This is a genomic window from Selenomonas timonae (genome assembly GCF_014250475.1).
Classification (GTDB): Bacteria; Bacillota; Negativicutes; order Selenomonadales; family Selenomonadaceae; genus Centipeda; species Centipeda timonae.
On record NZ_CP060204.1, the window covers coordinates 727261 to 750022 of the forward strand.

Sequence of the window (22762 nt, forward strand, 5' to 3'; positions counted from 1 at the left end):
TATATATTTACCTATAAAACTATTGGAAAAAATGATAAATTCGAACTTTTAGGTATATGTTTGCAGGAAATCTTTGTATCTATGGAGTATTCTATATCCATGCGCAATACTACGTCTTTTTTGTACGAGGAAAATGCAAGAGGAGGAAGACTGCCATGCGAAAACTCGGACTCATCGGCGGCATCGGACCAGAGAGCACCATACCCTACTATCACGACATCCTCTATGGCGTGCAGGAGCGCGTTGGCAGAGCCTACTTTCCACCGATGGTCATCGACAGCCTGAGCTGTTTCGAAGTCATGCCAATGGCGTCAGCAGGGAAGCGGGAGGAGCTTGCCGCATATCTCCTTGGCAGCATTCGAAATGTCACCGCCGCCGGAGCGGACTTCGCCGCGATGGCCTGCAACACGGCGCATCTCGTCTTTGACGAATTGGAGCAGGAGTCGCCGATTCCTCTCGTCAGCATCGTTGACGTGACGCGCGACCGTGCCGCAGCGCAGGGATACCGAAAGGTCGGCCTCCTCGGCTCAATCGGTACGATGACGGGCGGCTTCTTTGAAAAATCCTTTTCCAAGACAGGGATCGTCATCGAGACTCCGCGCGCAGAGGAGCAGTCCTACATTGAGCATAAGCTCCTGAGCGAGGTCGAGCTTGGGAAAATCCTGCCCGCAACACAGGAGGGCTTTCGTAAGATCACAGAGCGCATGGCGCGCGAGGACGGCATTGAGGCCATCATCCTTGGCTGCACCGAGATTCCCCTTATCTTTGCGGGAATGGAGTCGCCTGTCCCTGTGCTGGATACGATGCGCATCCACATTGCAGCACTCGTTGATGAGATTATGAAATAAATAAAATACCGCATACACAAAAACCGCCGCACAGCTGTGACCTGACCCCCAAAAGTTAGACTTAGAGAATCTAACTTTTGGGGGTATTGTAATGGCAAAATACAGTACAGAGTGTAAGCTGAAGGTTGTGCAGGAATATCTTGCAGGACACGGAGGCTATGAAACACTATCGAAGCTCTATCATGTTTCGCGCAAATCCATTGAGGAATGGGTAAAGGCTTATCAGGCATTCGGTGACGATGGACTCCGACGCTCCCGTGCACAGCAAACATACACTTTCGAATTTAAGTGTTCTGCGGTAGAATGTTATCTGTCAACAGAGGCATCCTATCAAGAGGTAGCTATCGCGTTTGGTCTGAACAATCCGTCCCTCCTTGCGCGTTGGACAAAGGAATATCGCAACGGCGGCGTAGATGCCCTAAGACCAAAACCGAAAGGAAGAGCCCCCGCTATGCCAAGAAAGAAAAAAGAGCAAACAAAAGACCTCCCACAAGACGAGACCGCGCAGCAACTCAAAGCCCTGCAGGATGAGAATCTGAAACTGCGCATCGAGGTCGCCTATTTAAAAGAACTCAGGAGGCTGCGTCTGCAGGAAAAGATGCAGAGCAAAAGGCAAGGATCGTCCGCAGCCTCCGAGGAGAGTTTCAGTTGAAAGACATCCTTGCCGTCACAGGTTTTCCGAAAGCGACCTATATGTACTGGCAGAAGAAATTTACGCAACCGGAAGTGCCGGACGAGCGGGAGCAGATCATCCTTGCCATTCGTGAGGAGCACAAAGATTATGGCTATCGCCGCCTATGGGCACAGATGCGCAATCTTGGGCACAAGATCAATCGTAAGGCAGTGCAGCGGATTGTACAAAAGCTCAGACTTCAAGTGCATTCCTTTACGCACAGAACACGCAAGTACAGCTCCTACAGGGGGTCTGTCGGAACGGTAGCAGACAATCTCCTGAACCGCAGATTCGAAACTTCCATACCGCATCAAAAGATTACAACGGACACGAGTGAGTTCAAGTACTGGCTGCAGGGCGAGGATGGAAAGTCCGTCGTACATAAGCTGTATTTTGATCCGTATATGGATCTGTTTAACAACGAAATTGTCAGCTTCCACATTGGAAAGACACCGTCTGCGATGGGGATTCAGTCCGCACTTGAGGAAGCAATTCGTGTGACAGCAGATTGTCCTTATCGGCGCACCTTCCACTCCGATCAGGGGTGGGCATATCAGATGAAGTCGTACACGAAGCGGCTCAAGGAGGAGAGAATCTTTCAGAGCATGTCACGCAAGGGGAACTGTCTGGACAACAGTGTGATGGAGAACTTCTTTGGACTCTTAAAGCAAGAGATTTACTATGGGCGCGTCTACCATAGCTACGAGGAACTCAAGACGGCGATCGAAGAGTATATCATCTACTACAATGAGTGTCGCATCAAGGAGTCTCTCGGCTGGCTCAGTCCTGTTCAGTTCCGTCGCAAACATCTCGCCGCATAGAAAAAAGCGCAGGAAATCGCTTTCCCACGCTTTCAGGTCTAACTTTTCGGGGTCACTACACTGTGCGGCGGTTTGGTCTATAGGAATGGAGGATGGACTTAGATTAAGCAAGCATGGAGCGGAGGAACCAGATCTGCTTTGCGTAGTTGGTGACGTGATCCTCCATGAGGTTGGCGACACCGAAGCAGTCGTGTGCATCGGCTGCCTTGCGGATCTCGAGTGCCTGATCGCGGAGGAGTTCGAGGTCAGCAAGTGTGATCTCGAGTGCCTTCTTCTGATCGACTGCCTCATCGCCGAGCTCCTTAATCGTTGCAATGGCGAGGTATCCCTTGAGGCTCGCGACCGGCTGTGCGCCCGCCATCTTGAGCAGCTCTGCCGTCTCATCGAGTACGTCTGCGAATGCGTCATAGAGCGACTCGAGGTACTCGTGGACTGCCTTGAACTGCGAGCCGACGACGTTCCAGTGGAGGTTGTGCAGCTTGATGTAGCCGACGCCGATGTTGGCGATGTAGGCGTTGAGTGCGTTGTTAAGGTTTGCATCATTTGCGTGTGACATAGTGAAAAATCCCCTTTCATAATTTTGTACTGCAGATACCTTGTGTATCTGTTTCATATCTCATTACGTGTGCTATTATATCCCAGAAGGTTTTACTTGTCAATAGTTATTATTAAATATTTTGTTCATGAATCAAAAAAGAGCTGGTGCACGAAGTCGTTTCGACTCGTGTAACAGCTCTTTGTTAGCGTTTCTCGGACGCTCAAGGCGCCCCTACCACCGCTCACGCGATCCCCCTCCCCCGTACCGACGGGGGAGGCTTTGCGTTACCGTATATCAGTCCTTCACATTGCGGAAGGCGAGCGAGTAAAGGAGGACGACGGCAAAGCAGAGGACGGGGAGGTAGAATGCGCTGCGGATGGCGGCGACATCAGGGGTGAAGCCGCTGACGAGTCCGGAGAGGGTGCCGCCGTCGACGAGTGCGCCCATCATCGGCGTGATGGGGATGGAGCCGAGCGAGACGACGGTCTCGATCATGTCGTAGCGGTCAAGCGGTATGTGCGCGACGGCAAATCCGGTGGCCGTGGGCGGATGTGCATGCACGACGGAGCGCACGTCTGCGCGATCCTTGTAGCAGCGCAGGTGCATCTTGATCTCGGAGGAGGGACGATAGCCCTCGTTTGCCTCAAGGATGTTGCCCTCGCGGTCGATGCGCACGAGTTTCTCGGGCGTGATAAAGCTCTTGCTGATGCCGGTCGGCGTTGCGAGCAGGGTGTCGTCGTCCAGGAGGACGGTGACGTTGCCGTCGTTCGCGGCGACCCAGCCGAGCTGCCACATCTTGTGACAGACATCGCAGATCGCGTCTTTTGTTTCCTTTATATTTTCCATTTCTCTCACCTTTCAGGCGTCCGTGACGACACCCTTTTGCAGTATGATGTTGGCGTACAGCGCGGATTCGCCCGTGGTGACAATGGCGTACGCCGTGCGCGCCTCGTCGTAGAAGCGGAACCGCTCGATCGTGCCGACGGCTGCTGCGCCGCGCGCGTCATGCTTTGCAATGATCTCCTTGTACGTGTCTCAGATCGGTGTTGCAACAGGATCGCCCGGCATGACCTCCATGAGGCTGACTGGTTTGTCAACGTAGGGGGCGAGCGGGAACAGCGTGAGGATTGCGTCGAGGAGTTCGGGAACGCCGTGCCCGTCGGCGCGGATGACGATGCAGTCCTTACCGACCGATTCGGCGGGGAAGTTGCCGTCGCCGATGACGATGCGGTCGCTGTGTCCCATCTCGGCGAGTACCTTGAGGAGTGCGGGCGAGATGATCTTGGGGATTCCTTTCAGCATGGGGGCAGCCCCTTCCATTTTTCAAAATGTGCGTCCCATTGGTCGTTGTTCTTCGGCTCGTAGGCGGTGATGTCGGAGGAGGCACGGATGAGTGCGCGCGCCTCGGCAAGATCCTTGACCTCGCCCGCCGCAATCAGCTGCAGGGCGATATTGCCGAGGACGGTTGCCTCAATGGGTCCCGCGAGGACGGTGCGTCCGCACGCGTCTGCCGTGAGCTTGGCGAGGAGTCGGCTCTGGACGCCGCCGCCGATGAGGTAGATCTTGTCGTAGTGTTTGCCCGTGCAGGTCTCGATCTCGGTGAGTGCCGCGCGGTAGGAGAGCGCGAGGCTCTCGTCGATGCAGCGGATGACGGCGCCCACGCTCTCGGGAACGGGCTGCCCCGTGCGCTCGCACGCGGCGCGAATGCGGAGCGGCATGTCGCCCGAGGGCAGGAAAGCGGGATCGTCGGGGCGGATGAAGGAGCGCTGTGCGGGCGCTGCCGCTGCCAGCTGCTCGAGTTCGCCGTAGCTGTACTCGTGCCCCTCGCGCATCCATTGACGGCGGCTTTCCTGTATGAGCCAGAGACCGATGAGATTCTTGAGGAACGAGATCCGTCTGCAGCAGCCGCCCTCGTTCGTGATGTTGTACGCGGCGGACTCCACGTTGATGACCGGCTCCCTCAGTTCCGTGCCCAGGAGCGACCATGTGCCGCAGGAGAGGAAGATGAAGTCCTCCTCGCCCGTGGGCACGCCCGCCATTGCACTCTGCGTATCATGCCCTGCGACTGCAATGATCTCGGGGCGGTTCATACCGAGCTCTGCGGACAGTTCCTCGGTCATGCGCCCGATGGGCGTCGCCGTGGGCACAATCTCCGTGAGAATCTGCGCGGGCAGTTCCAGCGCGTCCAGCACCTCGCACGACCATGTGCGGCTGCGCGCGTCAAGCATCTGGGTTGTCGTTGCAATCGAGTACTCGGTCTTCTTCTCACCTGACAGGAAGTAGTTGATGAAGCCCTTGCCTTCCTTTGCACGTCCCTCCAGATCGTAGCCCGTCGCCTTCTTGACCGCCTCGGGGCTCCAGTAGGTACGTACGTCGGCAAAGATCTGGGCGCGGTTCGTGAGCAGCTTGTTGAAGAGCATCGCAACGCCGTTCAGCGTGTCGTTCTCGGTGGCAAGGATGTACGGCTCGCGCGCACCATTCCAGTCGAACGAGGAGTTCATCATCGCTTCGGCGAAATCGCCGTTCGGGTAGAAGTCCGTCCACTGGCGCTGCCCCTGGAAGCCGCCCGCAATCGCGTTGTGCCCGAGCACCTCTTCCTCGCAGCCCTTCGGCAGATTCTTGTTGCCGTTGTAGAGATCCTTGATGATGCACATCATCTTGACGACGAATTCCCACGCCTCTTCCTTTTCGGCGTCGGACTTGCGTGCAAATTCGGGGTTCTTGTCAAAGCCCTCCTTGCAGTGCTCCTTCGTCCATGCGAGTGCCTTCTTGTACTCCTCCGGGTCGTAGACACCCTCCGTCATGCGGCGGATGATCTCGACCTCGTCGACGGATTCGACGCGCATGCCGAGGTACTCCTCGAAGAACTCGGGGCTGATGATCGAGCCGCCGATGCCCATCGTGATCGCGCCGATCTGGAGGTAGGACTTGCCGCGCATCGTGGCGGCGGCAACGGCAGCGCGGCCGAAGCGAAGCAGCTTCTCCTGCACGTCGGCGGGGATCTCCTCCGCGTCTGCCTCCCGCACGTCATGGCCGTAGATGCCGAATGCGGGCAGCCCTTTCTGTGCGTGGCTCGCGAGGACGGAGGTGAGGTAGACTGCGCCCGGCCGCTCCGTGCCGTTGAAGCCCCAGACGCCCTTGATCGTCATCGGATCCATGTCCATCGTCTCCGAGCCGTAGCACCAGCACGGCGTGACCGTCAGCGTGATGTCCACGCCCGCGCGGCGGAACTGCTCTGCGCACGCCGCCGCCTCGGGGACGCGGCCGATGGTCGAGTCCGCGATGATGACCTTGACGGGATCGCCGTTTGTGTAGCGCAGGTTCTCCTCGAAGAGCTTCTTCGCTGCGCGTGCCATGCCCATCGTCTGCTCCTCAAGTGCGCCGCGTACGTCGAGAACCCCGCGCCGCCCGTCGATCGTCGGACAAATGCCGATGACGGGATAGCCGCCGATACATCTTGTTTCTGTCATGATGATTTCCTCCGTTTCGTAATTGATTCATCGCTATGATGAATATTTGATTTTTTCTGTCATGTCCGTATTATAGCATTGAAGAAGCCCTCCCGCTTGTACTATACTATGTAAAAGTTGTATGATTTTATCTTTTTTATAAACTCTGATATATTTTGAGAAACGATTTCATCATGTATAGGTTGTGAAAGATATAACAATCTTGACCTAAAACATGATGATATTATCTTTTATAAAATGGAGGGTCAGACGATGAAACACGAGGGATACAACGAATTCCGCACGCGCGGGCGCTTTGATTTTCCAATCGAATTCCATCATGTCGACCGCAATCATCCGCGTTTTCATATGCCCTATCACTGGCACATCGAGTATGAGATCGTCTACATCGTACGCGGCGGGCTGAAGCTCGCGCTGAACGAGGACACGGTGCAGGCGCAGACGGGGGATATCATCTTCATCCGCGACGGCATCGTGCACGGCGGAGCACCACTCGATGAGGAGACCGTCTACGAGTGCATTGTGTTCGATCTGAAGAAGCTGCTGCAGGGGAGCCAGAGCACAGGCGCGCGCGTACAGCCGATTCTCGAGCATGAACTCCTTATCAATAAATACATCCCGGGCACAACGGCGGATGTCCCCGGGATGATTGCCATGCTGTTTGCAGCGATGAAGGAGGCGTATGCGGGCTATGAGATGGTCGTGACAGGGATGCTCTACAGCTTCCTCGGCGCGGTGCTCCGCCACGGACTCTGCCACGCGCCGAACGCCGCGCTGCGCGAGAGCAGCCGCCGGCGCGTCATGCAGCTCAAGAAGACCTTTCAGCTCATCGACGACGCCTACGACCAGCCGCTCACCCTCGGCGATCTCGCCGCAGCGGCAGGGCTGACTCCGAACTATTTCTGCCGGTTTTTTCAGAAGATCACGCACCGCAGCCCCATTGACTATCTGAACTACTACCGCATCGAGGCGGCGTGCATCCGCCTCGCGCAGGGCGATGAGAGCATCACGGAGATTGCGCTCGCGACGGGGTTCAACGACATCAGCTACTTTATCAAGACGTTCCGCAGGTACAAGGGAATCTCGCCGTTGAAGTATCAGAAGACAATTTCCTCTTGACAAAAAATAACTTTTGTATATAATTCATATCAACAAAATATGTGTTTTCGGAAATGGAAAAGGGGACTTACCATGAGCGAGAAAAAATACCATTTTGAAACCCTGCAGGTGCGTGTCGGACAGGAGGAGGCGGATCCCGTCACGGATGCGCGTGCGGTGCCGATCTATCAGACGACCTCGTACGTGTTCCACAATGCACAGCATGCCGCCGACCGCTTTGCACTCAAAGATCCAGGCTATATCTACGGGCGGCTCATGAACCCGACGCAGGATGTGTTCGAGAAGCGCATCGCGGCACTTGAGGGCGGCGCGGCGGCACTCGCGTTTGCCTCGGGGGCAGCGGCGATCACGGCGACGTTCCAGGGGCTTGCCCATGCGGGTGATCATATTGTCGCGCAGCAGACGATCTACGGCGGCTCGTACAACCTCCTCGCGCATACGGTGAAGGAGTGGGGCATCGACGTGACCTTTGTCGATCCGAAGGCGGGCGCGCAGGGCTTTGCGGACGCGATCCGTCCGAATACGAAGTGCGTCTTCATCGAGACCGTCGGCAACCCGAACGCCGACCTCATCGACATCGAGGCGGTCGCACAGGCAGCGCACGCGCAGGGCGTACCCGTCGTCATCGACAACACCTTTGCCACCCCCTACCTCCTGCGCCCCATCGAGCACGGCGCGGACATCGTTGTGCACTCGGCGACGAAGTTCCTCGGCGGACACGGCGCGAGCCTCGGCGGCGTGATCGTCGACGGGGGTAAGTTCGACTGGAAGGCATCGGGACGCTTCCCGCACCTCACCGACCCAAATCCGAGCTATCACGGCGTGAGCTTCGTCGATGCGCTCGGTCTTGTCGCATTCGTTGTCTATATCCGCGCACTCATCCTGCGCGACACGGGCGCGGCAATCGCACCACAGAGCGCGTTCTACTTCATCCACGGGCTTGAGACCCTGTCCCTGCGCGTCGAGCGTCACGTCGAGAACGCGCTGAAAGTGGTGGACTTCCTCGCGAAGCACCCGAAGGTGGCGAAGGTCAACCATCCGTCTCTCGCCAACCACCCTGACCATGAAATCTACAAGCGGTACTTCCCGCACGGCGGCATCTCCATCTTCACGTTCGACATTGTGGGCGGGCGTGAGGCGGCGTTCCGCTTTATCGACAAGCTGACCCTGTTCTCGCTGCTCGCGAACGTTGCGGACGTGAAGTCGCTTGTCATCCACCCCGCGACCACCACGCATTCTCAGATGAATGAGGCAGAGCTTGCCGCCTCCGGCATCGGTGAAGGAACGGTGCGTCTATCCATCGGCATCGAGCACGTCGATGATCTGATTGTCGACCTCGAAAACGCCCTCGCCGAGGTTTGAGGATGTTGTGAGCAGTAATGCGGTGTTACTGCTCTTCCGAAAAAAGCCCTTGCCAACGCGCCCCTCACTGTGCTATAATGCGTCATGTCGCGTAAGCGCATGGAGAGGTGTCCGAGTGGTCGAAGGTGCTTGACTCGAAATCAAGTGCAGTGATGAGCTGCCGTGGGTTCGAATCCCACCCTCTCTGCCAGTAAAATCAAGGCTTCGTGGGGATTTCCACGAAGCCTTTTCTGTACGTATTTTTGGGTGAAAAACAGGATTTTGGGCACATTTTGGGCATTAGAGATTTTGAACTTGTTTTTAGAGGCTGTGAAATTTGTGGCTGCGACATAGAAAAAGAGGATGCCGTGCAGCATCCTCAGATTGTTTGTGCATCACTTTTGAGCTCCTTGGTAGGAGCTGTTTGATCTCCCCGCTCAGCGGACGAAAAGACCTCTTTTGTCTCTTGTCCTGTGTCTTTTTTGCAGAATGCCCGTGTTTATGGCGGTATCCATACCCTGTTATTTGCATGGACAGGCGGGACGAGAGGACAATACTCTGGCGGACGGCGCATCACTTCTTTGGGGAATGTGATGCACCTTTCTCCGTTATAGGAGTGCCAGGTACTTGGCCTGCTCGTCTTTTGAGATCTTCAGAGCGTCCATGGCAGCTTCAGCGGTAAGCCCTAAACTTAAAATGAGATTCTTGATGTTCTTCAGACGCTCCTCTGTCTTGCCTTCTGCAACGCCTTCGTTATAAAGTTCTTCCATTACCCTACACATCGTGGTAACCCCCTTTTCGTCTTCTTTGAAAAAGCGTGCGCGCTCGGCGAGTACATCACTGTACATGTCGTTTGGATCACTGCAAAAGAAGTCGTGCATGAGACGTCCGAGCGGGCTTTCACTCTGACATTCCCCGTTGACGTAGAGAATGTGTGCACCGTCGTCGAACACCTCCTCGGTGTCCTCGAATGTTCGCCGAACCTTGTAGAGCGGTTTCCCCCGCCTCCACACGTCATGCTCGGTGATGAAGATGACGTAGGTTTCCGGCAGATCAGGGAAGAGCGTTCCCTTGCTGACCTCGCGGGAATCAATCATGCTGCTGTTGTAGCGAGCACGCAGTGGAATCGCGCCCTCGTCGCTCGTTGTATCTCCACATTGTAGATCGCCTTGCCATCCGTTGCAAGGGCGTCGAAGCGGACAGAACGTCCGTAGAGATTCGGCACACTCTGCTGCGTGATGACCTCCGTCACGCGCAGGCGGTCATTGCCCAGCACAGCACGAAGCACGACCTCCATACAGGGGATATTACTGTCAAAGCAGCTGTTAAAGAACGTGTCATCCATCAACCGAAGCTGTTTGATCTTTTCAAGGTATCGAATTTTCTTTTGTTCGAGTTCGATGATACTCACCTCAAATCAAATGATCTACCTATATTTTATAGGGATTTTGTCTTTTTTGCAAGATTGTCATTTCTCTTGCGTGCCAAAAACGTAATCGCCGATTTTCCCGGCAGCTTCCTCCTTTGTCTTTTGCATAACGTGGGTGTAAAGATCGGCTGTAATGGCAATCGAGCTGTGTCCAAGGATTTCGGAAGCTGTTTTCATGGCAACGCCGGATTGCAGCATCAGCGAAGCACAGGATTTGTCGACGAAGTTCGGGTGAAAAAGATGCCAAAGATAGTGTGGCTGAAATTATCAGTGGTTCCTTAGGGCACAAGAGATTTTGAACTTGTTTTTTGAGGCTGTGAAATTTGCGGTTATATGGTGGCAGAGGCGGGGAACTGGATATAGCGCGTTTCATGCGCTCCCATATAAAAGAGCCGCGACGTGCAGATGTCTGCACGTCGCGGCGTTTTGTACTTCGGATGGAGGGATTACTCTCCCTGGCAGAAATTGACGTAGTTGAGGATCAGCTCGGCCGCCTTTTCGAGCGGGATGCGGCTCGTGTTGATGACGAGGTCGTAGTTCTGGGGATCGCCCCACGTCTTGCCCGTGTAGAAGTCGTAGTAGTCCTTACGCTGTTTCTCGATCTCGTTGAGCTGATCGAGGCTCATGCCGCCGTAGTGGGTCTGGGCGCGCTTTGCACGGAAAGTATCATCGGCGCAGATGAAGAAGGAATAGACTTCGGGCTGTCCGGCGAGGATGACATCAGCACAGCGCCCGAGGAAAACTGCGCCCTTTCCCTCCGCCGCGATGGCGCGGATGATTTTGCTCTGCTCGGTATAGAGCTGCCTGTAGGCGGGTACACGGTCGAATGAAGCCGTGCTGATCGCACCGAGACTCGCTTTGGGCACCTCGTAGGATCGACTGATGACGTCCTCGATGCGGTCACCCGCACCAAGACTCTTCGCCGCCATTGTGACAACAGTCTGGTCATAGCGCTTGACCCCCATCGTCTCCGCAAGAATACGGGAGATCTGTCGACCGCCACTGCCGAACTGACGACTGATGGTAATAATGGTATTGTTTTTCATGTTCATATACCTCCTTCAATATGATTATACCGCAGACAGGTACTGCGTGCAAGGAAATCGGGCGTAATTGTGAGATAAAAGTGAAATATCAGTGTTTCTTGCGAAAGTCTGCCATATAGGCGGCGAGTTTCTCGACGCCCGCAAGGGGCATGGCGTTATAGATGGAGGCGCGCATGCCGCCGACGCTGCGGTGTCCCTTGATGCCGCTGAGTCCTTGCTCTTTTGCGCCCGCGACGAAGTCCGATTCGAGGCTTTCGCTCGGCAGGCGGAAGGTGACGTTCATGCGCGAGCGGCTGCCCTCCTCTGCGTGTCCGCGATAGAAGCCGTCGGAGCTGTCGATGGCGTCGTAGAGGAGCGCCGCCTTTTTCGCATTTGCCTCGCCCATCGCAGCGAGTCCGCCGTGCTCCTTGATCCAGCGGACGGTCTTGCCGACGATGTAGATGGCAAAGACGGGCGGCGTGTTGTAGAGGGAGTCGTTCTTCTGGAAGGTGCTGTAACGCAGCATGGTCGGGAGTTCGGCGGGGCTGCTCTCGAGCAGCTTTTTCTTTGCGACGTTCAGCACGACGCCCGCCGGGCCGAGGTTTTTCTGCACGCCTGCATAGATGAAGTCGTAGCTGCCGAAGTCCCACGGACGCGAGAGGATGTCGGAGGACATATCGGCAAAGAGGGGGACGCCGCTGGTTTTGGGCGTGTAGTGGTACTCCGTGCCGTAGATGGTGTTGTTGAGGCAGATGTGGAGGTAGGCGGCGTTTGGCGCAATGTTCAGCTCCTCCTGTGCGGGGACGCGAACGTAGTTCTCCTCCTTGGTCGAGGCGGCAACGGTGCCGACGCCGAGTTTCACGGCCTCCTCGTATGCCTTCTGAGCGAATGAGCCGGAGAGAGCGTAGCTGCCGGGGTGCGACTCGGTGGCGAAGTTCAGCGGGATGAGGGCAAAGGTCTGGCTTGCGCCGCCTGCTGTGAAGACGACGTCGTAGTCGTCGCCGAGTCCCATGAGTTCGAGGATGTCTGCCTTTGCCGCCTGATGCACGGCGTCGTAGGCGGGGGCACGATGGCTGATCTCGAGGATGGACATGCCCGTGCCGTTAAAGTTCAGCAGTTCCGCCTGTACCTCTTTGAGGACGTCCTCGGGGAGGACGGCAGGGCCGGGATTAAAGTTGTAGATGCGGTCGTTCATATTGTCTCCCTCTGTGTGCTGTGTAATGGTGTGTGCCCCGCGCAAACGCTTAGTTGCGCAAACGGTCGCGTGCTCGTCCGCCTAAATACCGATGAATTTCAAACGCGCGCTACGCGCTTGAACGATAGAAATTCATCGGGGGCGGGTCGCACGCTATGCTCCGTTTGCTCCACTAGGGTTTGCTTAGGGCACTACACTGTTCATGATGCATCGGGGGTCTCGCGCGCCCCCTCCGTTCGCGTCATGCGGATCTGGGCGACGCGCGCGCGATCCATGCGTAGGACTTCGAAGGTGAAATCGTCCCATGTGCAGGTCTCACCGGCTTTCGGGATGCGGCCGAACTGTGCGGTGACGAAGCCGCCGAGGGTGTGGAAGTGGTCGTGATCCTCGTCGGGCAGTTCGTCGATGCCGAATTCCTCTTTGAACTCGTCGATGGGGAAGAGTCCATCGAAGACCCAGTTTGCCGTCTCCTCGGCGCCCATGCGTGTGCTTGCGGGCGCATCGTCGTCCGCGCTGCCGATGATCTCCTCCATGATGTCACCCATCGTGATGAAGCCGACGACACCGCCGTACTCGTCGAGGACGACCGCCTCGTGGATTGCGCCCGTGCGGAATTTCTCGAGGACACGCAGCCCCTCCATGGTGCGCGGGACGAAGAGTGGCTTGCGGATGTATGCGGCGAGGTCGATCTCCGCGCCGTCAAGGGCGGCGTCGAGGAGTTCCTTTGCGTAGATGACGCCGCGGAAATCGTCGAGGTTCTCGTAGGCGACGGGGAAGACCTCGTGTGCCGCAGAGCGGATGACGCGCAGCTGTTCTGTGCGGCTCTCGGCGAGGTCGATCCACGCGATCTGCGTGCGCGGTGTCATGAGGGCGGAGGCGGTCTGATCGCTCATGTGAAAGATGCGGTCGACCATGTCCTGCTCCGCCTTTTCAAAGGTACCATCCTCCGTGCCCTGCTCCATGAGATCCTTGACGGCGTCCTCCGTGGCGGAGGCGCGGTTCTCGGGGTTGATACCGACGATGAGGAGCAGCCCGCGCGAGACGGAGACGAGCGCCGCGCTCGGCAGCGCCGTGAGACGCGTGATGAGGCGGATGGAGCGGTGACTGCGCATGAGGATGCCCTCGGGATCCTGCTGTGCGACCTGCTTTGGCAGGAAGTCGCCAAAGAGAAGCGTGAGGGCGGTCATGACGAGGATGCTGAGGATGAGTGCGGCGAGGTAGACCTCCATGCCGGGCAGGAGCTTTTCGAGAAAACGCCCGAAGGTCGGCAGGGCGAGGAGCCCGATGCCAAGTCCCATGAGGAGGCTCGTGCAGGTGACGCCCGCCTGCGCCATTGCAATCGGGCGAGTGGAATGCTCGAGGAGGGCGAGTGCGCGAGCGGCATCCTCGTCACCGCCCTCGGCGAGGCGCTCGAGGCGTCCGCGGTGGGAGGCGGTGAGTGCGGTCTCGACCTGCGCGAAGTAGGCGTTCGCCGAGAGGCAGACGAGGAGCAGGATGAGTGCAATGAGGTCGGATAGGGAACTGTCCAAGGATGTATGCAGCTCCTTTCAATAAATCTGGAGTTTTGTGATAAATGTTACGGAATGCCGCCGTGCGACCGCCACGCAAACGCTTAGTTACGCAAGCGGTCGGGCACTTATCTGCCTAAATACCTGCGGATTTCTTAAACGCGCTTCGCTTGAATGAAAGAAATCCGCAGGGGGCAGAACGTGCCCTCGTTTCCGCTTGCTTCACTAGGGGGTGCTTAGGCGTTTCGTCGGCTGAATTTCCTCTATCCGTAAGGTTGCAAAAAAGATGTTTCGATTGTATTGTAGCACAGACGCGGCGAAATGTCATTTCTCCACCACAATATCCGTCAGTCCGAAATACTTGATTGCCCCCTCCTTCGTTACGTTGTTGTCCCAGTCCTCGTAGTAGACGTGACGGAGGGCGCGGTTCGTGCGGTCGATGCGCGGGAAATGGACGATGGCTTCGCCGCGTGCACACGCCTCCTCGATCTGTGAGATGCGCGCCGCGTCCGCTGCGCCCATCTCATGTGTGATGAGGAGCGCGGCCGTGCCCGTGTAGGCAAAGAGGAGGATGGCCGCCGCCGCGATTGTCCGCCGCGCCGTCGCGCTGAGCAGGCTGCGGAGGGCGGGATTGCCGAGGAGTGTGAGCGCCGCCGTGACGAACATCGCGGCAGAGCTGAATGTCGCGCGTCCCGGGAAGGTCGGCGCGGCGAGCATGACGAGGTTGTTGCAGACACCGAGTGCGATGAGGAATGCGGCATAGCGGAGCGTTGGCGAGGCGCGGAGCAGTTCGCCCGCGGGGATGCGCGATGCTGCCGTGCGGATGGAGGCGGCAGTCAGCCCAAGCTGCTGCTTGAGCCGCGCGTAGAAGAGGAGAATTGCCAGCCAGTAGATCGCCATCTCCTCGAACCCGTTCATGAGATTCGTGAAGAGGTGGATCGTCTTCGGCTTTGTCAGGCCGAGCGGCGTCAGTACGCCTTCAATCACGGCGTCGCGGATTGCGCCCGCAACCCAGCCGCCTGTGAAATACGAGACAGCGAGGAGGACGAACGCGGCGGCAAGGAGGATTGTTCCGGTGCCTGCACGCTCTGCAGGCGCTGTCTCCATCCCTGCACGGTCACGTCGATAGAGACGCCATATCGTCAGAATCAGGAGGAGAACGGGGAGGAGGTAGAGCAGCATCTCGCCCTGACCTGCAAACTGATTGCCGATGTGCGCGAGGATTCCCTTGCCCGTGCCCTGTTCGTCATAGCGCACGTAGTTGCCTGGGGCGGCGACGAGGCCAATCAGCCCGAGGAATGCACCGAGCGCACCTGAGAGCATCCACGGCGGGAGATATGCATAGCGTCGCCACACGTAGAGGCAGATGCCGAACGCGAGCAGGACGATGGTCACGGCGAGATTTTCGATCGACCAGCCCGCACAGATGCCGAGCAGGAGCATCGGCAGGACTGCCCATGCGCATCGTCGCTGTATGCCGCACTCTATCGACTTCAGCGCGAGATTATACGGCAGGAGGAAGAGGAAGGCGGGCACCGCCGACCAGAGGTAAACGGTTGAGCCGCTCTTCCAGACGGCGACCTCACCGAAATGCGGCAGTGCGAGCCAGAGCATGAGTGCTGCCGCCGCGAGCAGTCCCGGCGCATGGCGGATCTCCGCCCTCCGCAGCGCGTGCATTGTCACGAGAACGGCGAGCGCGAGGAACATGAGGGCATTCGCCGCATCGAAGGCAGGCTTTCCCAGCCAGAGGAAGAGATTCAGACAGATGACCGTCATCATGCGCCCGCCGTGCAGGAGGTAGTGCTGCACGGCGGAGGAGAGCACATCGGAGAATGCGCCGACGTGAACGCCTGTGTTCCAGATCAGCGAGTAGTCGTAGTCGTCGCGGTGGATGGGCATAAAGTGATTGAGCGTAAGCATAAAGGCGAAGATTGCGCCTGCGGCAAGCACGGTCTGTACGATGTTATTTTTTTCGGTGCTCTCTGTTTTTTGTGCGTTCATTCCCCTGTTTCCCTGCACCGCTTTACCTCCCTGCGCAGCTTGCTGTAGTCGAATTTCTCCCCGTCGCGCTCGTCAATCAGATAGGTCGGGCGCTGTTTGCTCTCCGTAAAGACGCGCCCGAGGTACTCGCCGATGATGCCAAGTGAGAGGAGCTGCACGCCGCCGAGGAAGAGCAGCACCGTCATGAGGGTCGGATAGCCCGCCACGGGGTTGCCGTAGAGCAGGGCGTCCACGAGAACGACGAGCATGTAGCCGATGGCGAGTGCTGAGACGAGGAGCCCGAGCACCGTCGTCAGGCGCAGCGGCGCTGTCGTAAAGGACGTGATGCCCTCGATCGCAAGCGAGAGGAGCGCGGGGTAACTCCATGTCGTTGTGCCTGCCGCGCGTGGCTGCACGTGGAACGGAATCTCCTTCTTTTTGAAACCCACCCAGGTGAAGAGCCCCTTGGTAAAGCGCTGATTCTCGCGCAGGAGCCGCAGTGCCGCGACACAGCGGTGATCGAGCAGACGGAAATCGCCCACGTCACGCTGCAGGGTGAAGCGGCTGACCGCCTGCATCGAGCGGTAGAAGAGATTTGCCATTGTGCGCTTGAGGAAGGTCTCGTCCGTGCGATCCGTCCGCTTGCCGCAGACGTCGTCGTAGCCTGCGCGCCACAGTGCGACCATCTCCGGGATGAGGGCGGGCGGGTGCTGCAGGTCGGCATCCATGAGGATGACGGCATCGCCGTCCGCGTAGTCGAGTCCCGCCATCATCGCGGGCTCCTTGCCGAAATTGCGCGTGAAGCTGATGTAGCGGACGTTCGTGTGCGCCTCGGCCAGCGTGCGGATGGCGGCGAGTGTATTGTCGCGGCTGCCGTCGTCGATAAAGAGGTAGGTGAAGGTAGCGTCTGCAATCCCTGCGGTCGCCGCCTCCACCGTCTCGTAGAAGCGCCCCACAACCTCCGCCTCGTTATAGCAGGGTACGATAATTGTAATTCTGTCCATAGTTCTTCCTCAATATATCCGTGGGTACGCTACGCAAACGCTTAGACGTATCCCACGGATGAATCCGCAAACGTCCTGAAATTCGTGATCTCTGCGTCCGCTGCTGCGAGTGCATCACGCACGGTGGGGGCGCAGACGGCGGCAAACTCCGCCTCGAAGTCATGATTCCAGAGGCAGTCGCGGATGAGCACGGCATTGTCCGTGCCGGGGTGGAGCATGACCTCGGTCACGCCTTCCCTCAGTCCTGCTGCGATCTCTGTGAGCGCCTCTGTATCGACCGCCTCGCCTGCGACAATGCCCGCGAAGTGATCGGGGACGCGGATGCCGCGCGCCTTTGCCTTTGCAGCGGCGCGGTGTGCGAGGACGGAGAGCCCCGCGCGCCCGATGAGCTGCCCGATGCCGCCGAAGTCCCCTGCAAAGAGGGGCGCGCGCGGGGCGCGCATGGCGGGGATCTGCGCCTCCTTGCACAGATCGAGCGCGATATCGATAACGCCCGGCAGGACGTGCATATGCTGATGGCTGTCCGCATGCGTCGGGTGAATGCCCGCCGCCTCGACGCGCCGCAGCTGTGCCGCGAGCTCCGCGCGTACCTCGCTCAGATTGACCGCACCGCGCAGGACGCGCACGGTCAGCGCAGTGTGATCATCGACGAAGACGCCCGCCTCCGTGACGAGCGTCGGAATCTCGGCGGGCGGCAGGACGGGATTGCCGTTGACGAGCGTCAGATGGATGCCGACACCGAGTTCGGGTGTCCGCCGCGCGAGCGCTGCCGCATCGTCAAATGCCGCGCCGCCGGGCATGATGGTTGCAGAGCGCAGGATGCCGTCGTGTATGCCGCGCTCCACGGCGCGGTTGATGAGCGTGTGCCGACCGAAATCGTCGGCGTTCAGAATGATTTGCTTCAAGTCGTCGTCCTCATGTCATTTATATGGGAGGCATGTTTTCCACTGATGTCCAACGCAAACGCTTAGGGAAATCAGCATACAAACACGCGGATTTCCATATCATACCCCATTTTGTTAATATTTTCGACAAAAAACCTGAAATTACCTTTTCTACATAGGTCTTTTGTAGTAAAATAATCTAGATTAACTATAGAGTGAAAAGGAGCTTTCCATGGTCGTTGAAATCATCAGCGTGGGCACGGAGTTGCTCATGGGTAGCATTGTGAACACGAATGCGCAGTATATCGCGCGCCATCTTGCACATATGGGGCTGGACGCCTACTATCAGACCGTTGTCGGCGATAACCCCGAGCGCCTGCGCGCCGCGCTCGATATTGCCTACACGCGCGCGGACTGCGTCATCACGACGGGCGGGCTTGGCCCGACGAAGGATGACCTGACGAAAGAGATGCTGATCTCCTATTTCGGCGCTGCGCCTGTGGAGGATGCGGAGGCGCTCCGCCGCCTCGAGGCGCGTGCGGCAAAGCGCGGCATTGCACTCACGGAGAGTATGCGCAAACAGGCGACCGTGCCCTCGGGCGCGATCGTGCTGCAGAACGATCACGGCACGGCGCCCGGCGTCATCATCGAGAAGGACGGGCGCGCGTGTATCATGCTGCCCGGCCCGCCGAAGGAGATGAAGCCGATGTTTGAGACGGCGTGTGACGTCTTCCTGCGCGGAAAGAGCGACAAGGTCTTCGTCTCCATGAACATCAAGCTCTATTCGATGGCGGAAAAAGGGCTGCCCGTCGGGGAATCACCCGTTGCTGACCGCCTCGGCGCACTTGTCGATGGAGAGAATCCATCCGTTGCGACCTACGCAAAGGAGGACGGCTGTCTCGTGCGTGTCACGGCGGCAGCTCCCACGCGGGAGGAGGCGCGCACACTGCTCGCCCCGACCCTTGCTGCCGCGCGCGAGGCGATCGGCGAGGAGTACATTCGATCGGTGGAAGAGGACTGAATGCAGATGGGGATAGTCAGGCGGAGCGTGGGGGCGCTTCTCGCTGTCATAGTATTGCTTGGTGCCGTACCTGTGGGTGCGGCGGAGAAGTCTGCGCCGCGCCACAGCGCGCAGGCAATCGGAAAGGCAGAGCGGGCGATGCAGGAGATCACGGCGCAGGCGGCACGCGAGACGGCGACCGCAGAGATGCAGGACACGCGTATTTCCTCCGTCATGTTGCACTGGACGCCGTATCCCGCAGCGGTGCGCTATGCCGTGCGCGTCCTGCGCGGCTCTGTGGGCGCGCCGATGAAGACGATTGCCACGATGGAGTACGTCTATACGACCGGGCTGCATCTGCCGCTCATGGCATACGGCGCGGTGGATGACCTCTATTGGACGGTGCAGCCGCTCGGCTACGACGGCACACCGCTTGCTGCGGCATCGGAGCCGTGCCCCGTGCGCGAGGCGGAGGCAGACCCCGCCGCACCCGCGCTGACGACGGAGTATGCGGCGATGCCATATGCGCCGCTCTACCCCGTCTACTCGTGGGTTCCGCTCGCGGGGCAAAAGGAGCACGAGGTCGAGGTCTATCGCCGCGAGGTGGGGCATGACCGTTACGTGCATACGCTGCGGGGCGGCGAGTACGATGTCTACGACGACACGCCCTTTACCGTGCCGGGCACGTATGTCTACCGCGTGCGCGGCGTGACGGCGGCGGGGATGCCGATCTCGAACTGGTCGGCGTATGGCTCGTTCACCGTCGCGGAGCGCACGCCGATCGCGGCGCTCGGCGACAGCATTACGCATGGCGGCGGCGCAATCACCGTGCCGCCCTCGTATCAGCTCTACGATTGGGAGTCCTACTGCACCGTGCCCGTGAAAAACCTCGGGCGCAGCGGCGACACGACGGAGGCGATGCTCGAACGCTTTGAGCGCGATGTCCTGCCTTTTGCACCGCGCGTCCTTATCATCATGGGCGGCGTGAATGATTACCGCGTCGGCATCTACGGCGCGGAGACGGTGCGCAACCTCGCGGCGCTGCGTGAGAAATGCAGGGCGCACGGCATCACGCCGATCTTTCTGACGGCGACGCCGATCCGCCCAGCGCTCATGACCGCACGCATGACGATCAATACGCCTCCGAGCGATTGGTGGGCGCACCGCGACTATGTGAACAACTGGGTCATGCAGCAGGAGCACAGCATCGATGTTGCGACCGTGCTCTCGGATGCGGACGGCGAGCTCGAGGAGGGCTATACGACGGACGGGCTGCACCCCGACCTCACGGGGAAGAAATACATTGGACAGACCGTGGACAGCTATCTGCGCACGCATTTCGCCTATGCTTCGGCTGAGGCGGAGCGGCGGGTGCGGATGCTGAAGAATATGGAGAAAACGAGCTAGATGGATGGAGGCGAAGTCCCTAAGCGAACCCTAGTGGAGCAAGCGGAAACGAGGGCACGTTCTGCCCCCTGCGGATTTCTTTCGTTCAAGCGAAGCGCGTTTAAGAAGTCCGCAGGTATTTAGGCAGATAAGTGCCCGACCGCTTGCGTAACTAAGCGTTCGCGTGGGACTCGCCCCAAAGGATAAATAAATTTGCAGGGGAGGGGGCTCTATGACATATCGCCTGCGCCTCGGTGCGCTCGTGCTCCTCGTCGCGGCGCTCATCGGCGGCGCGTACACGGGGTACTGTTATCACCGCGACCGCACGCCCGAGGCGGCGCTGCACGCGATTGCGCGCGCCGTCGTGACCGAGGATCGGAAACTGTTTGACGAATACGTCGACGAGGACGCCGTGTTCGCCGTGATGCACGAGGAGGCAACCGCACTCCTCGCGGACAACATTGCGGCACTCCACGAGCGGCATCCCTCCGACTGGTTCTTCCGCCACGATACGGCATTTATGTATGACTACATGGCGGAGCGGCGCGCGGCGGACATTGCCTTTACGCGCCTTTTGCTGGACTACTACTTCGACGCGGAGCGCGTGCCTGTGACGAAGGAGGACGGCAATGCGCGCTGGGGCTCGGACGAGGTGCGCGCCTTTGCCGCACACTACACGGCGAGCATCGAGTTGCCCGTGATTACAGGCGACCGCGCCATGGTGAATGTGATTGTGCGTGGCGACGATACGGACTACGGCCGCCTCCTGCCCGAGGGCTCCGTGACGATGGAGCTCGCGCGGCAGACGGACGGGCGTTGGAAGCTCGTCGGGGTACATACGGATACCGCGCGCACGAACGGCTTCTATGCCTTGATTGACGCGGCGGAGAGGTATTGGGAATTTCAAGGTTGGGATTGATCTGGACGAAAAGGAGAGCAGAACATGAAGTACGAGCTTACGAAAGACTATCTGACGGGCATTGATATGATTGATGAGGAGCATGGAAAGCTCTTTGATCTGGCAAATGAATGTTACGATCTCGTGATGGACGATGCGGCAGTTGACCGATTCGATCGCATTGTTGCCCTGCTCGAGGAGTTGCGCGCCTACGCGGCGACGCATTTCGCCCATGAGGAGGAGTATATGGAGCGCATCCAATACGAGCGGCGCTTCAGCGAGCGCTATCAGCACCTGCGCTTCATCCAGAAACTCAGCGAGATCAACCTCGACGACATCGACGAGAACCAGCAGGAGTATCTGCTGAACATCCTCGACTTTCTTGCACGCTGGCTCTACGGTCATATCAAGGTCATGGACTGCCGCATTCCAAAGGAGGATGTTGCTGCAGCAAAATAGGTAGACACAGAAATCCTTGAGAAGTGTGCGCAGAGAGAAAGCGGGAACGATTTAGATGAAATACGAGTTTACCGATGATTATCTGACGGGAATCGCGTCTGTGGACGCGCAGCACAGCAAGCTGTTCGATCTCACGAACGAGTGCTATGAGCTCGTGATGGAGAGTGCGTCGGAGGACAAATACGACAAGATCGTCGCGATATTGGAGGAGCTTGCCGCCTATGCGGGCACGCATTTTGCGCACGAGGAGGCATATGCGGAGAGCGTCGGCGATCCGCACCGCTTCAGCCATCGTGCACTCCACCTGCGCTTTATGAAGAAGGTTGGAGAGATCGACCTTGATGCAATCGATGAGAACCAGCAGGAGTATCTGTTGAACATTCTCGACTTCCTTGCGCGCTGGCTCTACGATCATATCAAGGGGCGCGACTGCAAGCTGCCGCATGAGCACGCCTAGGCATACACAAAAACACCCCGCAATGAGCAGTTGCGGGGTGTTTTTGCTGTGTATTATATTTTAGGAGAGCTCTGGAAACCATATCCTTTCCACAGGCTATGGTCTCAAACGAAAGCCTGTAGATAATATAGCATATGAGAGAATGAAATTCAATAGCATAAAGAAAAATATTTGGATATAAATTTTATATCATGAAGATAAAAGAAGGTTATTTTTGGATAAAAACAATAAAAATGGGAAGAAAGAACTATGTTCAAGCATTGGCTTTTTTTCTATAATAAACGTGAGACAAAGGAAATGTCTCAAGATCGGTTGTGTGCAGTCGAGCACAACGAAAAATACTCATAAGGAAATGAGGTGGCTGTAATGGCAGTCATATCACTGGCAGCGGTGCTGGACGATCCGGCTAAACGGATCCCAATCAATGCCATGGTGCGCGCGGCAGCGGTTTATCCCGCGAAGGACGATGCCCTCATCGAGGGGATGCGTGCTCAGCGGCTCGCGTATCGTGAGCAGATTCGGCAGCTCCACCGCATGGATGGTGAAGCGTACGAGGTTGACATTCAGGCGCTTGCACGTTCGCTGCGCTCGTTGGAGGAGGATATCCACAGCGACGCGACGCGTGAGTTGTTTGGGGATCCGTACGTGGTTGATCTGCAGGGTGTGCGTCCTGCGATTGACGCCGAAGCGGCGTCGGCGTAGTCCTTCTCACGGAGGGAATCATTGA

At 58.0% G+C, this 22762-nt stretch carries 19 protein-coding genes, 1 tRNA gene and 3 pseudogenes; 11 read left to right on the top strand and 12 right to left on the bottom strand.

The features are described from left to right. The first annotated feature begins 155 nt into the window (after positions 1-155). Positions 156-848: an aspartate/glutamate racemase family protein gene (locus H1B31_RS03410; RefSeq protein WP_185980904.1), complete on the top strand. Its 693-nt coding sequence runs from the start codon at positions 156-158 to the stop codon at positions 846-848. A 91-nt stretch (positions 849-939) separates the two neighbouring features. Next, a protein-coding gene (locus tag H1B31_RS03415; RefSeq protein WP_404828669.1) for an IS3 family transposase occupies positions 940-2342 on the top strand; the annotation gives its coding sequence in 2 pieces (ribosomal slippage) (positions 940-1411 and positions 1411-2342; 1404 coding nt in all). A 103-nt stretch (positions 2343-2445) separates the two neighbouring features. Here H1B31_RS03415 and H1B31_RS03420 read toward each other — a convergent pair. The 4 genes and pseudogenes from H1B31_RS03420 to H1B31_RS11385 form a co-directional block, all read right to left on the bottom strand. Next, positions 2446-2898, bottom strand: a complete 453-nt coding sequence (locus H1B31_RS03420) for a Dps family protein (RefSeq protein ID WP_185980906.1) — start codon at positions 2896-2898, stop codon at positions 2446-2448. A gap of 276 nt (positions 2899-3174) precedes the next feature. After that, a complete protein-coding gene (locus tag H1B31_RS03425; protein ID WP_226372142.1) occupies positions 3175-3726 on the bottom strand; it encodes a class II aldolase/adducin family protein in 552 nt (183 codons plus the stop codon). 12 nt (positions 3727-3738) lie between these two features. Next, a pseudogene (locus H1B31_RS03430) lies at positions 3739-4200 on the bottom strand (RbsD/FucU family protein). Then, positions 4176-6350, bottom strand: a complete 2175-nt coding sequence (locus tag H1B31_RS11385) for an FGGY-family carbohydrate kinase (protein WP_226372143.1) — start codon at positions 6348-6350, stop codon at positions 4176-4178. The pseudogene H1B31_RS03430 and the gene H1B31_RS11385 overlap by 25 nt, the downstream one beginning before the upstream one ends. A gap of 252 nt (positions 6351-6602) precedes the next feature. On the opposite strand from H1B31_RS11385, the gene H1B31_RS03445 reads away from it, so the two are divergent. The 3 genes from H1B31_RS03445 to H1B31_RS03455 all read left to right on the top strand — a co-directional run bounded on the left by H1B31_RS03445 (position 6603) and on the right by H1B31_RS03455 (position 9021). Further along, positions 6603-7469 carry a helix-turn-helix transcriptional regulator gene (locus H1B31_RS03445; RefSeq protein ID WP_185980907.1) on the top strand — a complete coding sequence of 289 codons (867 nt, stop codon included), beginning with the start codon at positions 6603-6605 and terminating at the stop codon, positions 7467-7469. 72 nt (positions 7470-7541) lie between these two features. After that, on the top strand, positions 7542-8831 hold the full coding sequence (locus tag H1B31_RS03450; protein WP_185980908.1) for an O-acetylhomoserine aminocarboxypropyltransferase/cysteine synthase family protein: 1290 nt from the start codon (positions 7542-7544) through the stop codon (positions 8829-8831). A gap of 101 nt (positions 8832-8932) precedes the next feature. Continuing rightward, positions 8933-9021, top strand: a tRNA-Ser gene (locus H1B31_RS03455). Positions 9022-9418: 397 nt separating this feature from the next. On the opposite strand, the pseudogene H1B31_RS11550 reads toward H1B31_RS03455, so the two are convergent. The 8 genes and pseudogenes from H1B31_RS11550 to H1B31_RS03495 all read right to left on the bottom strand — a co-directional run bounded on the left by H1B31_RS11550 (position 9419) and on the right by H1B31_RS03495 (position 17856). Continuing rightward, positions 9419-10221: pseudogene (locus H1B31_RS11550) on the bottom strand (hypothetical protein). A 57-nt stretch (positions 10222-10278) separates the two neighbouring features. Continuing rightward, positions 10279-10464: pseudogene (locus tag H1B31_RS11555) on the bottom strand (hypothetical protein); the annotation flags it as partial. A gap of 221 nt (positions 10465-10685) precedes the next feature. Continuing rightward, positions 10686-11291, bottom strand: coding sequence for a cytidylate kinase-like family protein (locus H1B31_RS03470; RefSeq protein ID WP_009440790.1), 606 nt, complete (start codon positions 11289-11291; stop codon positions 10686-10688). A gap of 82 nt (positions 11292-11373) precedes the next feature. After that, positions 11374-12459: a 3-phosphoserine/phosphohydroxythreonine transaminase gene (serC, locus tag H1B31_RS03475; RefSeq protein WP_185980910.1), complete on the bottom strand. Its 1086-nt coding sequence runs from the start codon at positions 12457-12459 to the stop codon at positions 11374-11376. 200 nt (positions 12460-12659) lie between these two features. Continuing rightward, on the bottom strand, positions 12660-13988 hold the full coding sequence (locus H1B31_RS03480; protein ID WP_185980911.1) for a hemolysin family protein: 1329 nt from the start codon (positions 13986-13988) through the stop codon (positions 12660-12662). A 303-nt stretch (positions 13989-14291) separates the two neighbouring features. Next, positions 14292-15968 (bottom strand): DUF3329 domain-containing protein, encoded by a 1677-nt coding sequence (locus H1B31_RS03485; protein ID WP_185980912.1) that lies wholly within the window; start codon positions 15966-15968, stop codon positions 14292-14294. Further along, on the bottom strand, positions 15965-16951 hold the full coding sequence (locus H1B31_RS03490; RefSeq protein ID WP_185980913.1) for a glycosyltransferase family 2 protein: 987 nt from the start codon (positions 16949-16951) through the stop codon (positions 15965-15967). Before H1B31_RS03490 ends, H1B31_RS03485 begins: the two co-directional genes overlap by 4 nt. A 41-nt stretch (positions 16952-16992) precedes the next feature. Next, positions 16993-17856, bottom strand: coding sequence for a ChbG/HpnK family deacetylase (locus tag H1B31_RS03495; protein WP_185980914.1), 864 nt, complete (start codon positions 17854-17856; stop codon positions 16993-16995). Positions 17857-18067: 211 nt separating this feature from the next. Here H1B31_RS03495 and H1B31_RS03500 point away from each other — a divergent pair, with 211 nt between their 5' ends. From H1B31_RS03500 to H1B31_RS03525, 6 genes are all read left to right on the top strand, one after another. Continuing rightward, the gene (locus tag H1B31_RS03500) at positions 18068-18856 is read left to right on the top strand and encodes a molybdopterin-binding protein (protein WP_185980915.1); all 789 of its coding nucleotides are present in this window, start codon (positions 18068-18070) and stop codon (positions 18854-18856) included. Further along, positions 18857-20242 (top strand): SGNH/GDSL hydrolase family protein, encoded by a 1386-nt coding sequence (locus H1B31_RS03505; protein ID WP_185980916.1) that lies wholly within the window; start codon positions 18857-18859, stop codon positions 20240-20242. 211 nt (positions 20243-20453) lie between these two features. Then, the gene (locus tag H1B31_RS03510) at positions 20454-21140 is read left to right on the top strand and encodes a hypothetical protein (RefSeq protein ID WP_185980917.1); all 687 of its coding nucleotides are present in this window, start codon (positions 20454-20456) and stop codon (positions 21138-21140) included. Between the two features lie 24 nt (positions 21141-21164). Beyond that, positions 21165-21578, top strand: coding sequence for a bacteriohemerythrin (locus tag H1B31_RS03515; RefSeq protein ID WP_185980918.1), 414 nt, complete (start codon positions 21165-21167; stop codon positions 21576-21578). 55 nt (positions 21579-21633) lie between these two features. Next, positions 21634-22035 carry a bacteriohemerythrin gene (locus H1B31_RS03520; RefSeq protein ID WP_009440803.1) on the top strand — a complete coding sequence of 134 codons (402 nt, stop codon included), beginning with the start codon at positions 21634-21636 and terminating at the stop codon, positions 22033-22035. Between the two features lie 366 nt (positions 22036-22401). Then, positions 22402-22737 (top strand): hypothetical protein, encoded by a 336-nt coding sequence (locus H1B31_RS03525; RefSeq protein ID WP_009655782.1) that lies wholly within the window; start codon positions 22402-22404, stop codon positions 22735-22737. Positions 22738-22762: the final 25 nt, after the last annotated feature.

Coding starts and splice junctions, on each gene's coding strand:
- H1B31_RS03420 (WP_185980906.1), bottom strand. CDS start 2,898: ATGTCACACGCAAATGATGCAAACCTTAACAACGCACTCAACGCCTAC.
- serC (WP_185980910.1), bottom strand. CDS start 12,459: ATGAACGACCGCATCTACAACTTTAATCCCGGCCCTGCCGTCCTCCCC.
- H1B31_RS03425 (WP_226372142.1), bottom strand. CDS start 3,726: ATGGAAAATATAAAGGAAACAAAAGACGCGATCTGCGATGTCTGTCAC.
- H1B31_RS11385 (WP_226372143.1), bottom strand. CDS start 6,350: ATGACAGAAACAAGATGTATCGGCGGCTATCCCGTCATCGGCATTTGT.
- H1B31_RS03520 (WP_009440803.1), top strand. CDS start 21,634: ATGAAATACGAGTTTACCGATGATTATCTGACGGGAATCGCGTCTGTG.
- H1B31_RS03525 (WP_009655782.1), top strand. CDS start 22,402: ATGGCAGTCATATCACTGGCAGCGGTGCTGGACGATCCGGCTAAACGG.
- H1B31_RS03490 (WP_185980913.1), bottom strand. CDS start 16,951: ATGGACAGAATTACAATTATCGTACCCTGCTATAACGAGGCGGAGGTT.
- H1B31_RS03445 (WP_185980907.1), top strand. CDS start 6,603: ATGAAACACGAGGGATACAACGAATTCCGCACGCGCGGGCGCTTTGAT.
- H1B31_RS03515 (WP_185980918.1), top strand. CDS start 21,165: ATGAAGTACGAGCTTACGAAAGACTATCTGACGGGCATTGATATGATT.
- H1B31_RS03505 (WP_185980916.1), top strand. CDS start 18,857: ATGCAGATGGGGATAGTCAGGCGGAGCGTGGGGGCGCTTCTCGCTGTC.
- H1B31_RS03510 (WP_185980917.1), top strand. CDS start 20,454: ATGACATATCGCCTGCGCCTCGGTGCGCTCGTGCTCCTCGTCGCGGCG.
- H1B31_RS03500 (WP_185980915.1), top strand. CDS start 18,068: ATGGTCGTTGAAATCATCAGCGTGGGCACGGAGTTGCTCATGGGTAGC.
- H1B31_RS03410 (WP_185980904.1), top strand. CDS start 156: ATGCGAAAACTCGGACTCATCGGCGGCATCGGACCAGAGAGCACCATA.
- H1B31_RS03485 (WP_185980912.1), bottom strand. CDS start 15,968: ATGAACGCACAAAAAACAGAGAGCACCGAAAAAAATAACATCGTACAG.
- H1B31_RS03470 (WP_009440790.1), bottom strand. CDS start 11,291: ATGAACATGAAAAACAATACCATTATTACCATCAGTCGTCAGTTCGGC.
- H1B31_RS03450 (WP_185980908.1), top strand. CDS start 7,542: ATGAGCGAGAAAAAATACCATTTTGAAACCCTGCAGGTGCGTGTCGGA.